Source organism: Streptosporangium saharense (genome assembly GCF_014203715.1).
GTDB lineage: Bacteria > Actinomycetota > Actinomycetes > Streptosporangiales > Streptosporangiaceae > Streptosporangium > Streptosporangium saharense.
Window position 1 is genome coordinate 1,050,294 of record NZ_JACHJP010000001.1, and the last position, 15,371, is coordinate 1,065,664.

Sequence of the window (15,371 nt, forward strand, 5' to 3'; positions counted from 1 at the left end):
AGATCAGAAGGAGGAGGTCCAGCCGGGTCGGGTGATGAGGGGGGAGACGAGCTGCTGGAGGTTGAGGTTACGGGCCCCTGTGTTCGGCGGGACGGCTGGGCAGCGGGCTCCGCGGGCGGGGACGGTCCGTGAGATCAGGTAGGCGTCGATGGCGCTCGTGGCGCACGGGCTGCGGCCGTAGACGATGTGGCCCCAACCCTCGTAGGTGAGCAGCCTGCCCGAGTGGCCGAGCTGGCGGGTCACGTTCACGGCCCACGGGTAGACGGTGGCCGGGTCGTGCAGGGAGTTGACGACCAGCACCGGGGTGTCCGTACGGACGTTGATGGGGCGCTGCGGGTTGGGGATCACGTCCGGCTCACCCAGGCAGGCGAAGACAGAGAAGACCGCCAGGCTGCTGTAGCGCAGGTCGGGAGCGATCTTCTCCAGCCTGCGCAGGTGCCTGCTGTACTCGCGGAAGTCGCGGACCGGCAGCCGGTAGTCCTCGCAGAAGATCTGGAAGGGGTTGGGGGTGACGCCCTGGGAGCCGGCGGCCGCCAGGGGCGTGGGCAGCCGCTGGGCCGAGGGCCGCCCGGCGTCGAGGTCGGCCAGCAGCTCGGAGAACGAGCGCCAGGCGTCGGGGGTGTAGAAGTAGTCCAGCGCGGTCCAGGAGAGCAGGAAGGGCGTCAACGGGACGTCGGGCTGGCCGGGGGTGCCGAGTTCGCCACGGTCGGCGCGGGCCATCAGCCCCTTCCAGAGCGTCCTGACGTCCCCGTCGTGCTGGAGGCAGCTCTCGTCCCGCTCACACCAGGCCACGAACTCGTTGAAGAGGTCCTGCGCGCCTGCGGACTCGGCGTCGAGGAAGCTCCGGGTGTCGAAGGTGTGATCGATGGTGCTGTCGAGCGCGAAGGTCCTGACCCGGCGGGGGTAGCGGTCGGCGTACTGCTGGCCGAGGAGGGTGCCGTAGGAGCCGCCCCAGAAGGACAGCTTCTCCTCGCCGAGCGCCGCGCGGAAGGCGTCGAGGTCGGCGGTGGTGCTGAGGGAGTCCACGTGGTCGAAGACCGGTCCGGTGCGGGCCCGGCAGTCGGCGCGCAGCCGCCTGCTGTAGGTCCGCGCCCTGTCGAAGTCGGCCTGGTTCTTCAGGAGCGGGTCGGGAGACTGCAGCAGCAGGTCCGTCGAGCAGACCACCGGGTTGCTGCGGTTGGTGCCACGCGGGTCGAGGCCGACGATGTCGAAGCGGCGCACGAGCTCGGGGCTGAAGATCCACGAGCTGGCCAGGACGAGGTCGACCCCCGACCCTCCCGGACCACCCGGGCCCAGCACGAGCGTGCCGATCCTGGCGGCCGGATCGGCCGCCCTGTGCCGGGCGACGCCCACGTTGAACTTTCTGCCCGTCGGTCGGTTCCAGTCGACCGGTACGGCGAGCGTCCCGCACTCGGTCGCGGCGTCCTCGGGGCAGGGGCCCCAGGAGATCGCGGTGCTGGGCGTCGGGGTCGGCGGGGTGGCGGCCGCGACCGGGGTTAAAGGGGCAAGGGGGATCGTGAGCCCTAATAACAGGGCTAATGCCTTACGCATGTACCGATAAATATCGTAATTTCGGCATAAGATCATCATGCGGAAGTATGGGGTGATTTCTCCCTCAGAGGAATGATCTCAGAGGTCGCGTGACCTGAAGCGCTCGTGCGCGCTCTGCTTGGAGATTCCCATCGCCTCACCCACCTGGGCCCAGGATGCACCGGCGTCCCTGGCCCCGGCGACGGCCAGGTCGAGCAGGGCGCGCTGCCAGCTCTCCATCTGGGACAGCAGGGTCAGGGCCGCCAGGGGGCGTTCGGCGGCGAGCTTCACGACGCGCTCGCACAGGAGGTTCGACCTGGCCACCAGTTCGCTGGGCGGCGCGGCGGCGATCAGCGGGGCGGCGTGCCTGCTCCACCACCGGTACTCCGCCTCCTTGGCGCCCTCCTGTGTGGCCGGGAACCGTCGCTGGTCGGTCCAGCCGCACGAGCACACGGCCTGGTAGCCGACGAAGACCTTGACGAAGGCGCTGGAGGTCGAGGCCAACTCCCCGGTGGGAAGCACCGGGGCGGCGAGGCCCTCGTGGCCGGGGATGTCGGGGGAGGTGAACGTCATATGCGTCAGGATATCCTGACGAATCCAGGGCGGCGCAAGGTTTGGCAGTATCAAGGGGATGAACGCCCCGGAGGAGCCGACGCCCCGTTTCGCCATCGGCGAGGGATACGCGGTGTACCGGGGCCCGACGGGCGACAGCACCGTCCACCGGCACGCCGCCTTCCAGATCGCCGTCGCGGTCCGGGGCGAGATCTCCGTGGTGGACGCCTCGGAGACCTGCCACAGGGCGACGGCGCTGGTCGTGCCGCCGATGGAACGGCACCGCATGCTCGCCGCCCCGGACCTGCTCGTCTTCTACGTCGAGCCGCACTGTGTGTTCGCCGACCGGCTGCGCGAGCGCTACGGGAACGGCGTCACAGCCGCCCCCGAGATGCGTGACCTGCGCGAGGAGGACATCGGCAGGGCGGGCGCGCACCCGTCGGGCGACCTCGACCCCCGCCTCGTCGAGGCGCTGGACGTGCTGGGGGAGCGCGGCGTCCCCATGCCGGTCCTGGCCGCGCTGGTCGGGCTCTCCCCCCAGCGCCTGCGCGCCCTGGCGCGGAGTCAGGTGGGCATGCCGCTGACCCGCTGGCGGGTGTGGGTACGGCTGCGCCGGGCGGCCGAGGCGTTGCAGGCGGGACGCTCACCGGCCGAGGCGGCGCTCACGGCGGGCTTCGCCGACCAGGCGCACCTCACCCGGGGGATGCGCGAGATGATGGGCCTCACCCCCGCGACCGTGCTGGCGCTCCTGCGCGGTCACTCCCGGCGCGCGACGTAGACCGAGATCGAACCGGTGGCCGTGGGGACGACCTCGACCTCGCGGACGTCACGGAACCCGGCCGCCGTCATCAGGCCGGGGAGGGCGCCGTCGGCGTTGGGCTGGGTGTCCTCCCTGCCGTCCGCGAACTGCACGGTCCTGAAGGCCAGCCGCATCAACCTCGTCCGCTGCAGGCCGTAGTCCGCGATCACCAGCTTCCCGCCGGGCCGCAGCACCGCGCACATCGACGCGAGCACCGCCCGCTTCACCGCGATCGGGCACTGGTGGAGCACCAGGCTGGACACGACGGTGTCCACCGGGTCCGCCCCCAGCGCCTCGACCAGGTTGTCGCCCATGCCGACCCGCCAGTGCGCCGTCACGCCCGCGGTGTCGGCCTTGCGCCGCGCCACCGCGAGCACGTCGGGGTCGGGGTCCAGGCCGACGATCCGCGCCCCCGGCTCGATGCGGGCCAGCAGAACCGCCAGCGAACCGGTGCCGCATCCCACATCGACGATCACGTCTCCGGGCCGCGGCGCCACATGCATGGCGGCCAGCGCCCGCCACAGGCGCTCGCGCGTCAGCGCGACCACGCCGTCGTAGAACCGGGTGGGCGCGAACCGGCCAAGGGCGGGAGTGAAGGTGTTCTCGCTCATGCCCGCAGTCTTGTGCGACCGCCGCACCCCGGTCTTGAACGAACCGCTCGCCCCGGGCACAGCGCTCTCTTTGGTACGGCGTGCCGTACCAAAAGCGACGAGTGGGTACGGCGAAGCCCCCTGATCTCAGGTGACCGCGACGGCGTCCACCTCGAACAGCATGCCGGGCAGGGCGAGCGCGGCCACGCCGGTGAGCGTCTGGGTGGGCGGCAGGTCCCCCCAGATCCCGTGGATGACCTTGCCGAGAACCTCCAGCTTGGACAGGTCGTGGTCGACGATGTGGGTGCGGAGCTGTACGACGTGGCTGAAGTCCAGCCCCACCGCGTCCAGCGCGTTGCCCAGGTTGGCGAAGGAGCGCTCGACCTGTTCGGTGAAGTCCTCGGAGACGACCTGGCCCTGGCCGTCCGAGGCGTACTGACCCGCGACGAAGACGAGTTCCCCCGAGGCGCGGGCGATGTGGCTGTAGCCGAATCCGATGGGGTTGTGGAGCGAAGCCGGGTTGATGATGGTGTGCGGCATGGTCGCTTCCTTTCCATGATTTTTCGGGATTTATCAGGCGAAATTCAGGTTCGCCGGTTCCGCAGCCCGTCGCGGGTCTGCCCCGCCACCAGAGGGAAGCGGGACTCGACCGTGGCCCTCACGTCGGCCAGGGTCTGACCGGCCAGCTCCCTCCGCCAGGCCAGCTCGGCCTTCCGCATCGTCTGGGAGATCGCGCACGTGCTCCGGTAGTCGACGCCCGCCTCGCCGTGCGGGGCGTCACGCAGGATCTCGGTGCACCGGAAGGCGTCCTGCGGCCCCTCGATGGCCACCACCACGTCCAGCACGGTGATGTCCCCCGGTTCACGGGCGAGCCGGAACCCGCCGCGCGGCCCTGAGACCGACGACACGATCCCGGCCCGCGCCAGGGCCTGCAACTGCTTGTTGAGGTAGGCGGGAGGCAGCCTGAAGTAGTCGGCCAGGACGGTGGCGGACACGGGCGAGCCGTCCTCGACCCAGGCCAGGTTCAGGCACGTGTGCAGCGCCCACTCCACGCCCTCACTCATCTTCATATTCTGGATAGTACATGTCCAGAATAGCCCACGCGAGGCCCCGTCAGCCGTGGGGGAGGGCGAGGTCGAAGCCGTCGGCGGCGAGTTCGGTCAGGAAGGCGACCGGATCGACCAGCTGCTCGATGTGCCGGACGCCCGCCGGGAACGTGGGCAGGTCGCGCACGACCAGGGCGGCGGCGCGGCCGGTGGCGAGGCTCTGCCGCCGCCCGCCGAAGGCCGCCCGTGCCGTACCCGAGGTGACCGTCACGGCGAACCCGTCGCTCCCGAGGTGGACCCTCCCCAGCACGGTGAGGAGCAGGGAGCGGACCCCGTCGCGCCGCAGCAGGCGCGCGACGGCGGGCCGCCCTGCGGCGGCCAGCAGGCCGGTGAACAGCCGGGAGTCCAAACACAGCCCGGTGCGTACGGCGGGCACGCCCAGTGTGCCGGGCAGCGTGTACTGGTCGGAGAACGGGAACCTGTGGACGACGCGCGTGCCGTACGGCTCGGGAAAGGTCATGGTCCAGGAGCCGTCGAGCGCGCCGAGCCCGTCCAGGGTCCAGGCGAGGGCGGCCGGGCCGTGCTGTTCGCCGGAACCGAGCAGCACGCCGATGCGCGCTTCCGTGGTGGGTGAGCGCTCCGCGCAGAGGCGGGCCAGCAGGTTGGTGACCCCGGGGACGAGGCCGACGCTGAGGGCGGCCGTCGCGCCGGATGCCCGTGCCAGGTCGTCGAGGCCGCCGATCTCGGTGAGCAGGTCGTGGGAGGCCGACACGTCCACGTAGGAGACGCCGCGTTCCAGGCAGGCGCGGGCGACGCGGGCGTTGTCGATCTCGGCGCACATCAGGACCGTGGTCACGTCGTCCAGCGCCACGGCCAGGGCGGCGGGGTCGGTGGCGTCCAGGCGCATGGCGACGGCGCCGGGGACGGGCCGTGCCCGGCCGGGATCGCGTCCGGCCACGATCACCTGGGTGCCGGGATGCCGGGTGAGGGCGGTGGCGGCCTCGCGGCCGACCGTGCCGTAGCCGCCGAGGACGAGGACGGTGTTCATCGCTGAGGCCAAGTTTTTGTAGTCACGCTATAAGAATGTTTTTAGAGTGCCGCTATAGTCAAGTCGTGAGCGAGACACCGAGACGACGACGCGACGGCGCATCTGGGCCGAAGTCCGGGCAGAAGGAGGACGGGCGGACGGCCAGGGCGAGGATCACCCGCGCCCGGATCACCGCGGCGGCCACCGAACTGTTCACCACCTCCGGCTACACGGCTACGAGCATGGCCGCCATCGCGGCCAGGGCCGGGGTGAGCGAGCAGACGCTCTACTACGCCTTCAGTACCAAACGGGCCATCCTCACCACCGCGCTCGACCTGGCCGTCGCCGGTGACGACGAGCCGGTGCCCACCCTCGACCGTCCCTGGGCCCGCGCCGCCCTCGCGGAGCCGGACCCGGTCGGGCAGCTCCGCCGCCAGGTGGACGGCGCCGCCGACATCCACCTCCGGGTGGCGGCGCTGCTGGACGTCGTGCGCGGCGCCGCGACCACCGACCCCGACCTCGCCGAGGTCTGGGTCACCAACCTTCGGCAGCGCCTCACTGTCCAGCGCGTGTTCGCCGAGGCCCTGGCCGACAAGACCCCCCTGCGTGCCGGGCTCACCGCGGAGACCGCCGCCGACATCGCCCTGACCGTCCTGGCCCCCGAGACCTACAACCTGCTGGTCCACATCCGGGGCTGGAGCGGGACACGCTGGCGGGACTGGGCCGTCGACGCCCTCGTCGGCATGCTCACCACCCTGCCCCGCCCGGACGACGATCGGCGTGTCACCCCAGGAGGGTGACCCGGAGACGCCGGTCATGACGATGGACGACGCGCACCCCGAACTCAGCACGGTCCGGGCCCGTCACCCTCCCCGGCGGGAGCCGTCGGGAGAAACGGTCCCGGCAGTACGGCGGGCAGGCGGGGGCGCCAGCCGTACACGCCGGGTCAGGGGTCAGGCGGACCCGTCAGTCGTGGGGTCCGAGAGGATGCGCAGGCGGGGTTCGCGCTGCCACTTGATCCGCACCTCGAAGTGGCCCTCCGCGCCGGTCTTGGCGATCACCGCCCCGGCCGACGCGCTCAGCCTGACGCCGAACTGCAGCTCGACCTCGTCAGGGGGTACGGCCATCGCCTGGAACTGCCGCAGGGCGCTCGACGCGGCGTCACGCACCCCCGCGAGGGCGTTCTCGAAGGAGACCTTCGCCTGGGCGAGGTTGCCCTCCCCCCGGGAGAGGCGTTCGAAGCCCGGCAGCGGGTCGAGCTCGACGAGCACGGACCCTTCCTTGTCGTCGAGCTCGAAACGCACCAGTTCGGTCATGGGGTGACTCCGTTCGGATTCGTAGGGGTGGACCGGTCGAGGGGACCGGGGCAGGAGAAGGACCTCAGGTCCTGGCGTTCCTGGTCGCTCGGCTGCCACCGGTCCCCGACGCGGGCCTGGACCCTGTCGAGTTCGGCGAGCAGGGCGGGCAGCCGTTCCGGGGCGCTGAGGTACTCAAGGACGGCGTCGCCGAAGGCGTCGCGCAGGGCGGGCGGCATGAGGTCCGAGGCGTCCAGGCACACCATGGCCGCCGCGTCGAGGGTGTCGGCGACCTTCCTGCCCACCGGATCCGCGGCGGGATGGGCGTCGGGCGGCACCCTCAGGTTCGCCGAGAACGCGGCCCCCGAGGGGATGGCGGGCCAGATCCGCTGGGCCTCCTCACCGGCGAGGAACCTCATCAGCTCCTCGGCCTGCGGGGTCGCGTTGAACATCCCGGCGAAGTCGGCGGAGATCACCATCGGCTGGTGGGCGGGGACGCTGTCCCAGGGGTTGAGGGACGGGAACGGGAAGAAGTCGACGTCGCTGCCGGGCGGGTAGGACACGATGACGAAGGACGCCTGGTGTTCGAGGAGGCAGGCTGGCGGGTCGCCGAACAGCCCGAGCCCCGCCTCGCCGAAGTCGGTCAGCAGCGCGACCCTGCGGCCCTGCCGGTCGAGACCGGAGGCGTCCAGGATCTTCCCCCACGTCTCCCACGCCTGCCGTACCGGCGCCGAGGACCAGCTCAGCGTGCCCGAGGCCCACTTCCGGTACGTCTCGGGACCGGCCTGGTGCAGCAGGACGTCCTCGATCCAGTCCGTCCCCGGCCAACCGGCCGAACGCAGGGCCTGCATCCCCAGGCACCAGACGGTCCGCTCCCCGCCGTCGGCCCGCAGGGAGAGCAGGTCCCGCATGTCGAGGGGCGCGGGCCGCCGCCACCGTGCCCGGTCGTACCAGACGACGCTCTTGAGATTGACCTTGAACGGCACCGCGTAGACCCGCTGGTTCAGCCGCAGCAGCCACGGCTGCCTGTACTGCCCCTGCCAGGGGATCACCTTGTCCAGGGGGAGCAGGTCGCCGCTGTGCGCGTACTGCGCCAGGTCACCGGTGCTCGGCAGGATCGCGACGTCCGGCGGCGTCCCGCCCCGCAGGTCGGAGCGGAGCGTCTCGTCGATCGCGCGGGTCCCGGTGTACTCGACGTGGATGCCGGTCCTGTCCTCGAACGCGTCGAGGACCCGCCCGAAGTGCTCGGCCTCGGTGCCGGTCCAGGTCGCGAGCACGGACACGGTACGGCCTCCCGGCAACGGCGCACACGCGGTCCCCAGGACCGTCAACCCGGCGACGACAATTCCCGCTATGGCTCTGTGAAGGGTTCGGTGTCTCATCGTGGGCGGTACCTGTACTCGTTGAGGCGGGGATGGATGCCGCTCCAGATCAGCGCTCCGGCGGTGACCGCGAGCAGCGGGATGAGGAAGGCCAGGCCCGCGTACTCCGTGGCGTCCCGCATCCGGGTGGTGACCCCCCTGATCTCGGCGGCCTCCACGGTCTCCGCGGGGAGGACCGGGGTGGGGGAGCCGGGCCGTACCCGAAGTTCCTTGGCGACCGTGGGCCCGCAGCGGCTCGGCGCGCCGCAGACGGGGAGCAGCAGCCGCGCCAGCCGTTCGTCACCGAAGCGGCGTTCCGCCTCCACCTCGGCCTTCCTGGTCTCGGCCACCCGCCGCGTCATCGTGCCCGCCTCGTCGAGGCTGGCCCTGGAGAAATAGGCGAGCGAGGTCGCCGCGGCCAGGACGACAACGAGCCCGGTGGCCGCGAGCAGCCGGGGGTTCAGGTCCCGCCGGAAGCGCCGCCGCAGGAAGAGCTGCGTCCCGCAGAGCAGGGCCAGCGTCGTCAGGAGGCAGACACCCCAGGAGACCGTGGCCGTCCGCATCGCCCAGGTGGACGGGAACTGCGCGCGCAGCCACGTCCACTGCCGTTCCTGGGCGTCGTCGAGCGTCTTGAGGATGCCCTGGTCGTCATGGTGCATGAGACGGAAGGCGCCCCAGAGGTAGGTCGCGCCGACGGTGTCGTCCCCGCGCCGGTAGTGCTCCCCGGCCTGTTCGACGAGGGTGGTGTAGACGGCCAGCATCCCCTGCGCGAGCTGCAGGTCGTCACTCCTGCCCGGTATGTCCTCGGCGACGTCGTCCCTGGCCGCCTGGGCGAGGTTGAGACCCGCGGTCTGGATCTGCTCGCGGTACTCCTGCTCGGCGGGCAGCGTGAGTGTCGGCCCCGCTGACTTCGAGGCGCCGAGGAAGGTCTCGACGGCGGCCCGGTCGGCGGTGGCCAATGCCTGCCGGACGCTCGATATCTCCAGGATCGCGGAGACCGCCCGTGAGTTCGCGGTCTGGTGCACCCCCTGGAACAGCCAGAACGAGGTGGCGAACAACGCGACCACGGCAACCGTCAACCCAGCCCGAAGCCGCCACAGGGTCCTCCGCGTCGTGCTCACCCCTCCTCCGGGGGAGGCGCGCTCTTTGAAACAGCGTCCGAGGGCACCTCTGGTGACAGAGCATTTGGTACGGCCTCAGGGGGAGGCGCGTCCCTCGAAACGGCATTCGAGGGCGCCTCTGATGGCAGGACATCCGGTACGGCCTCAGGGAGGAGCGCGTCCGAAAACGGCGCTTTCGAGGCAGCGTCGGAGGAACGCGTGTCCGAGGGCCCATCCGATGGCAGGGCATCTGGTCCGGCCTCAGGGGGAAGCGCGTCCGAAAGCGATGCCTTCGCGGAGGCATCCAAGAGACGCGCATCTGAGGGAAACGCCTCCGGGAGTGCCTCGGACGGAAGGGCATCTTCAACGGCCTCCGGCGAAGAGGTCCCAGCCGTCAGGGGGAGGCCGCACTGTTCGCAGAACCTGCTCTCCGCCCGGGGCACCCGTGAGCAGTTCGAGCACCGCCGCCCTCCCGCCACCAGCCGTTCCCCCACCCCCTCGCCGGGACGCCGGGAGCGGGTGCCGGGGCTCAGGGTCGAGTGCCACGAGCTGAGCTGGGAGCCCTTCATGTCCCTGGGGTCGATCCGCTCCCGCAGCCGCACCAGCCCTCGGGAGGCGTCCACGACGTGGACCAGGTGGGACAGCCAGGTGAGGTTCCTGTCGTTGCCAAGCTCTGTCGCGAGCCGTACGGCCCGGCCCCACGCCTGCTCCGCACCGGCCCTGTCGCCGGACTCGTAGGCCAGGCGGCCCGCGTCGATCGCCTCCCTGAGCGCCAGGTGCCGGGTGTGGTGGCCGATCTTCGGGTCGATCCTGGAGGACAGCACCGGCTCGTCGGTCCAGTGCACGAGGATCGGCGTACCGACGGCGGGCAGTTCGACGTCCGTGGACGTCCCCTCGGCGGCCTCCAGATCGACCCGGGCCAGCCGCAGGTCCTCGCCCCGGTCGCGGCCGGTCGGATCGACGGCGACGCAGACGAAGTACTCCCTGCTCTCCTCGCCCCACGGCCCCGTCCCGAACTCGACAACGTCCCCGGTCCGCGTGAGCCGCCCGGTGAGGTCGGCTTCGACAGGAAAGACCTGTCTGACGTAGCGGACCTCGGCGCCGGGCAGCAGCCTCAGCCTGACCCGCAGGTCGGGGACGCCCCTGCGCATCGCCGAGCGCGTCAGCTCCCTGAAGTCGGCCACCAGGTCGACGTCGTCCCGTACGGCGTCGGCAGTGCCGTTGAGCCTGGTGACCACGCGCAGCAACTCCTGCGAGGCCCAGCCGTCCCCGATGCCGCGGGCGTCGCAGGAGAGGAACCCCGCGCAGGCGTCGAGTTCGGCGTCGAGCCGTTCCGCGGGCTCGCTCTCGTTGCGGCCGTCGGTCAGCAGGATCGCGTGCCTGATCACGGCGGGCCGGGTGGCGAGGACCTGCCGGGCGAGCCGTAGCCAGGTGCTCATCGCCGTGCCGCCGCGTTCGGTGAGCCGCCGCACCGCGGCCTTCGCCTCCCGCCTGACCTCCGGCGTCGCGACGGCCAGGCCGGGGGTCGGCGGGTAGACCATCGCGGCCTCGTGGTTGCCGGAGACGACGGCGAAGAACGCCCCGTCGCGCAGCGTGTCGATCGCCGCCGCGCTCGCCCGCCGCGCCGCGCCGATCTTCGTGCCCGGCCTGCCCATGGAGCCCGAGGTGTCCACGAGGATGACCTCGGCGACCGTGGGGGCGAGCCCGTCCAGGCCGTGCGCGCCGATCGTGAGCATGGCGTGCATCTCGTCGGCCGTGGCCCTGAGGTACTTGTTCTGGCCCACTTCGAGGGTGAAGGCGGGGCGTGCGCTCATCCGTTCCTGCTCCTCATCGCCGTGTCACCGCCGGGTTCTCGGGCGGACCGTGTTGGCCAGGTCGATCAGCGCGTCGTGCCGCCCGGCGTCCTGCGCCTGCTGGGCGAGCCTGCGCAGGGACTCCTCAAGCAGCGCCCGCTGGGCCGCCTCCCCGACCGGATCCGCCAGCACCGGCGCGCCGTACCTCGTGGGAGACCTGCGGAAGGACCCGGTGCCGCTCTCCAGCACCCACCCAAGGGCAGCCTCCTGGAGTACGGCCCGCAGCCGGGCACGGGCGTCGCCGTCCCGGTCGCCACCGTCCAGATAGAGGTCGGGCAGCCGGTTGACCGCCTCGCCCAGGTCGGCGGCCGTCGGCAGCCGCACCCCCGCGCCGCCGGGCAGCCGTCCCGCGTGGATCCGCACCGCGGCGATCCTGGCCGCGTCGAAGTGACGTGAGACGCGGGGAACCTGGTCGAGGACCCGTACGGCCTCACCCCTCGCGCCCTCGGCCAGGTGGATGCGGGCCAGCCCGAAGGCCGCGCTCACCTGGGAACGGTCACGGCGCCACACCGCCCGGTAGTGCCGCGCGGCCCGGTCGGGCTCCCCGAGGTGCTCGGCGCAGAAGCCCAGGGCCAGCCTGGGCGCGTCCTCCCCGGGCAGCGCCGTGCAGACGGCGTCGAACCGCTCCCGCGCCGCCTCGACCCGGTCCTCGGCGAGGGCGAGGAGCCCACGGTGCCAGGCCATCCGCCAGTCGTACGGCGCGCGCCCGCCGAGGAGCTCCCCGGCCCTCTCCAGGCACCGTCCCGCCTCGTCAATCTCGGCCAGTTCGAGGTGCGCCCGGCACATGAGCAGGTGCGCCTGGGCCGACTCCCGGCGCGGGGCGGCGAGGGTGTCCACGAGCCGCCGGGGGTCGTCCACGCTCACGTTCGCCAGATAGCCCGCCTCGGGATCGCCGGGATCGACCCGGGGCGTGGGCAGCCGGACGGCGCATTGCGCGGGCGAGGGCCTGCCGGGATCCAGCGACGCCGTACGGCCCGCGACATCGGTCCAGTGGTCGAGCGGCGGCACCGCCCCGAGCCCGGCGTCGAGCAGCGCGGCGGTCGGCGCGAAGACCGTGGACGGCTCCGGGCGGGGGACGCCGTCCCGCAGGGAGAGGATCTCCCGCAGCACACCGCGCAACTGCTCGGCCATCTCCGCGGCGGAGGCGAAGCGCTCCTCGAACGGGGCGGTCGCGCGCCGCAGCAGCCGCAGGAACGACTCGGCGCCGGGGGCGTCCTCGGCCTGCCAGTCGTCGGGGAGCAGGGCCTCCAGGGTGCGGCCGACCGTGTGGAGGTCGGACCGTACGGTCAGCCAGTGCTCGTCGATCTCCTCCTGGGGGACCTGGAAGTCGCGGGTGTGGACGAGGGGGGAGGTCCTGTCGCCGATCCAGCGGGCCGCGCCGAGGTCGATCAGCTTGACGCGGTCCCCGGTGTGCAGGACGTTGTCGGGCTTCATGTCGCAGTAGAGCAGGCCACGGCGCCCCGAGCCCGTGTCCGCGAAGCCGTGGAGATACTCGAAGGCTGACAGGATGCCCAGGCCGTAGGCGATCACCTGCTCGACGGGCAGGTCACCGGCCGCCGCGAGCCTGTGCAGGGGCTGGCCGTCCACGTACTCCATGACGATGTAGTCGGTCTCCGCCCCCGAACGCGGGTCGGGGTGGGTGACGAAGTTGAGGATGCGGACGATGTTGGGGTGGTGCAGGACCGTGAGGATCTGCCGCTCCCGCACCGCCACCCGGCGGGCGTGCTCGTCGCCGTCGCCGATCAGCCCCTTGAGCGCGACGTGCAGTTCGAGTCTGGTGTCCCAGGCGAGGTAGACCCAGCCGAGCCCGCCGTGCGCCAGGCAGCCGAGCACCCGGTACCGGTCGACCATCTCACCGGACAGCAGCTTCGGCCTGAAGGAGTACGGCGTGCGGCAGACCGAGCAGACGCCCTCGAAGAGCGGTGGCTGTCCGAGGTAGCCGCCCCCGACGATCCCCGTGCAACCGGGACGCGCGCAGGGCCGTCCGTGCTCGGGCGGGTGGGGGGCGGGATCGATGTGGCTGAGCGGGTCCGTGGCGGGAAGCCTGGGCAACGGAACCACGGAGAAGTCGTGCTCTCCGGTGGCCTCCACGGCTTTCGTCGGCTGCGGGACGTTCCGGTGCCCTTGGGCGTCGCAGTAACCGGTGTCGTCGACGACCCCCGTACACCCGGCCCGCGCGCACGGCCTCATCCGCCGCCCCCCGCCCCGTCTCCCGCTCCGCCGCTGTCCGCCACGCGGTCTCTCGCCTCACGGCCTCTCGTCTCGGGGGCGGCCGTGCGCAGGCGCCGTACCGTCGTCTCGTAGTGCCTGACCACCGCGCCCGCCTCGCCCACGTCGCAGGGGCGTTCGGTCCACAGCAGGCGGTGGGCCTCGTCGTAGAGGCGGCCCAGGTCGATGTCCTCGGCAAGGTCGGCGTCCACGGCCAGGGCCTTGCTCGTCTCCAGGCGGCCTCGTAGCTCGTTCCTGCGTGCCAGGGCCTCGCGCAGGCTTCCGCCGTACTCCTCGATCCGGGTCGCCGCGCGCTTCTGGCGGCGCAGGAGCTCCTGGAGCTCGCGGGCGGTCCAGTGCTCCTCGGGGGCCGTGCCGGGATGCCGGAGCAGGCGGAGCAGGAACGCGGCGGCGAGGTCGGGTGGGTCGGGCACGCCCGCGACGCGTGGGGCGACCTTTTGCCAGTGCTCGACGGCGCGTCTCTCAGCGGTCCTGAGCTTGGCGACCCTGCCGGTCAGCTCGTCGAGGAGGCGCAGGACGTGCTCGCGTTCGGCGCCGGCCGCCTCGGACTCCAGCGACCGCGCCCGGGTGAGGGCCGGAGAGGGATCACGGCCGAACACCAGCAGCAGCCGTGACCTCTGCTCGGCGAGGGGCCGCAGCAGGGTGTCGACCAGGGAGACCGGGTCGTCGGCCTCGTCGATGCCGTACACGACGATGGTCATCGCCGGGACGCCGTCCCGCACCCGTCCGGCCGCGCCGCTCGCGGGGCCGGGGATGCCCAGCCGGTCGAGGATGCGTTGGGAGATCGCCTCGACGGTCTTGCCCGAGGCGTTGACGGCCAGGTCGAGGCTGGCGACGGGGGAGACGGTTCCCGGGGGCGCGGAGACCAGCACCCGGTCGGGCGGGCGGTGCTCCCGGTCGGAGGAGACGATGACGCTGCGCAGCGTCCGTCTCTGCCCGGGGCCGTCGCCGACGAGCACGCGCACGGTGCTCGGGGCGCGCAGCCAGTCGGTCATCCGCTGGGCGAGCGCGACGTCGGGGACCAGCGGGTCGTAGTCGGACGCCGTCTCGGGATCGACCGCGCCGGGGCCGTGCACCCAGCGTCTGGTCCGGGGCAGGTAACGCGCGACGGTCTCCACCGGGATCATGTAGGCGAGGTTCGCCGGGGGACCGTTGTGCCTGCCGACGACCATGCCGATGACGTGGCCGTTGAGCATGTTGAGGACGGCCGCGCCGCTGAACCCCCTGGACGGCTCGCCGGGGCGCCAGTCGTTGAGCTGCACCCACTCGCCGCACGGGCCGCAGTTGCCCGCGAGCCGCATGGAGACCCACAGGCCGTCGGGGTGGCCCTGGGGGAAGCCGAGCGCGTGGACCTCGGTCGCCAGCGGGGTCGCCTGCCTGCGCAGGACGGCGCCGCAGCCCTCCGGCTGGTCCTCGGCGAGCCTGAGCAGGGCGATGTCGCCCTCGCCCGCCTTCCCCTCGGGGATCCAGTGGTCCGGCTCGACCCGCCCTGTGGTCGTCGCCTCGGGGCGGGTGGTGAACTCGACGACGACCTCGTTCTCCGGGTCACCGACGACGTGGGCGCAGGTCAGCACGTGCCGGGTGCCGACGAGCACGCCCGCGCCGAGGATCCGGTCCGTGGCGGCGTCCCTGACGCGCGCGTGCCAGGGGAGGGGGACGCCGTCGGGTTCGGTCGAACGCACTCTGATCAACTCCAGGCGACCGGGGGCCGCCGCCTCTCGAATGATGATCGAAAAGGCGGATCGACCGGGGGACCTCCGCCTCTGTCTCGCGTTGGGGCGACGGTAATGCACCGTGTGCAATTCGTAAAGGAATGCGGGTCAGGCTATCAAATGATTTACGACAGTTCTTATCGGCTGACCGGATATGGCGATATGTATCGTGCCATGCGAGGTGCCTGCTGTCCTGCTTGCGGTGGTTTGTTCGTTTTTTCCCGGGTGTACGGCCTGGCAGAAAACTCGGTGTGGCGGCCGAAAGGCGATTCAGGTG

The 15,371-nt window shown here is 71.9% G+C and carries 14 protein-coding genes; 2 read left to right on the plus strand and 12 right to left on the minus strand.

The features are described 5' to 3' along the window. Window positions 1–3 precede the first annotated feature (3 nt). Entirely contained in the window at window positions 4–1,551 is a 1,548-nt protein-coding gene (locus FHS44_RS05220) for an alpha/beta hydrolase (RefSeq protein ID WP_184712696.1), read from the minus strand. Between the two features lie 78 nt (window positions 1,552–1,629). Further along, window positions 1,630–2,103 (minus strand): hypothetical protein, encoded by a 474-nt coding sequence (locus FHS44_RS05225; RefSeq protein ID WP_221460337.1) that lies wholly within the window; start codon window positions 2,101–2,103, stop codon window positions 1,630–1,632. A 58-nt stretch (window positions 2,104–2,161) separates the two neighbouring features. Here FHS44_RS05225 and FHS44_RS05230 point away from each other — a divergent pair, with 58 nt between their 5' ends. Then, the gene (locus tag FHS44_RS05230; RefSeq protein WP_184712697.1) at window positions 2,162–2,860 is read left to right on the plus strand and encodes an AraC family transcriptional regulator; all 699 of its coding nucleotides are present in this window, start codon (window positions 2,162–2,164) and stop codon (window positions 2,858–2,860) included. Here FHS44_RS05230 and FHS44_RS05235 read toward each other — a convergent pair. The 4 genes from FHS44_RS05235 to FHS44_RS05250 form a co-directional block, all read right to left on the minus strand. After that, window positions 2,839–3,492: a class I SAM-dependent methyltransferase gene (locus FHS44_RS05235; RefSeq protein WP_184712698.1), complete on the minus strand. Its 654-nt coding sequence runs from the start codon at window positions 3,490–3,492 to the stop codon at window positions 2,839–2,841. The two genes, FHS44_RS05230 and FHS44_RS05235, sit on opposite strands and share 22 nt — an antisense overlap. Before the next feature lie 126 nt (window positions 3,493–3,618). Further along, window positions 3,619–4,011, minus strand: coding sequence for a RidA family protein (locus FHS44_RS05240; RefSeq protein WP_184712699.1), 393 nt, complete (start codon window positions 4,009–4,011; stop codon window positions 3,619–3,621). A gap of 44 nt (window positions 4,012–4,055) precedes the next feature. Continuing rightward, the gene (locus tag FHS44_RS05245; protein ID WP_184712700.1) at window positions 4,056–4,541 is read right to left on the minus strand and encodes an RrF2 family transcriptional regulator; all 486 of its coding nucleotides are present in this window, start codon (window positions 4,539–4,541) and stop codon (window positions 4,056–4,058) included. Between the two features lie 43 nt (window positions 4,542–4,584). Further along, window positions 4,585–5,565 carry a saccharopine dehydrogenase family protein gene (locus FHS44_RS05250; RefSeq protein WP_184712701.1) on the minus strand — a complete coding sequence of 327 codons (981 nt, stop codon included), beginning with the start codon at window positions 5,563–5,565 and terminating at the stop codon, window positions 4,585–4,587. 65 nt (window positions 5,566–5,630) lie between these two features. Between FHS44_RS05250 and FHS44_RS05255 the strand changes: the two genes are divergently transcribed. After that, window positions 5,631–6,344, plus strand: a complete 714-nt coding sequence (locus FHS44_RS05255; protein WP_312863529.1) for a TetR/AcrR family transcriptional regulator — start codon at window positions 5,631–5,633, stop codon at window positions 6,342–6,344. A 153-nt stretch (window positions 6,345–6,497) separates the two neighbouring features. On the opposite strand, the gene FHS44_RS05260 is transcribed toward FHS44_RS05255, so the two are convergent. From FHS44_RS05260 to FHS44_RS05285, 6 genes are all read right to left on the minus strand, one after another. Then, window positions 6,498–6,860 (minus strand): CU044_2847 family protein, encoded by a 363-nt coding sequence (locus tag FHS44_RS05260; protein ID WP_184712703.1) that lies wholly within the window; start codon window positions 6,858–6,860, stop codon window positions 6,498–6,500. Next, window positions 6,857–8,122, minus strand: coding sequence for an ABC transporter substrate-binding protein (locus FHS44_RS05265; RefSeq protein ID WP_221460338.1), 1,266 nt, complete (start codon window positions 8,120–8,122; stop codon window positions 6,857–6,859). Before FHS44_RS05265 ends, FHS44_RS05260 begins: the two co-directional genes overlap by 4 nt. A 95-nt stretch (window positions 8,123–8,217) precedes the next feature. Beyond that, complete coding sequence (locus FHS44_RS05270) at window positions 8,218–9,321, minus strand: GlnX family signal transduction membrane protein (RefSeq protein WP_184712704.1); 1,104 nt, start codon at window positions 9,319–9,321, stop codon at window positions 8,218–8,220. Beyond that, entirely contained in the window at window positions 9,318–11,114 is a 1,797-nt protein-coding gene (locus FHS44_RS05275; RefSeq protein WP_184712705.1) for a vWA domain-containing protein, read from the minus strand. Before FHS44_RS05275 ends, FHS44_RS05270 begins: the two co-directional genes overlap by 4 nt. A 24-nt stretch (window positions 11,115–11,138) precedes the next feature. Continuing rightward, the gene (locus FHS44_RS05280) at window positions 11,139–13,343 is read right to left on the minus strand and encodes a serine/threonine-protein kinase (RefSeq protein WP_184712706.1); all 2,205 of its coding nucleotides are present in this window, start codon (window positions 13,341–13,343) and stop codon (window positions 11,139–11,141) included. Beyond that, complete coding sequence (locus tag FHS44_RS05285) at window positions 13,340–15,064, minus strand: S1 family peptidase (protein ID WP_184712707.1); 1,725 nt, start codon at window positions 15,062–15,064, stop codon at window positions 13,340–13,342. Before FHS44_RS05285 ends, FHS44_RS05280 begins: the two co-directional genes overlap by 4 nt. Between the last annotated feature and the right edge of the window lie 307 nt (window positions 15,065–15,371).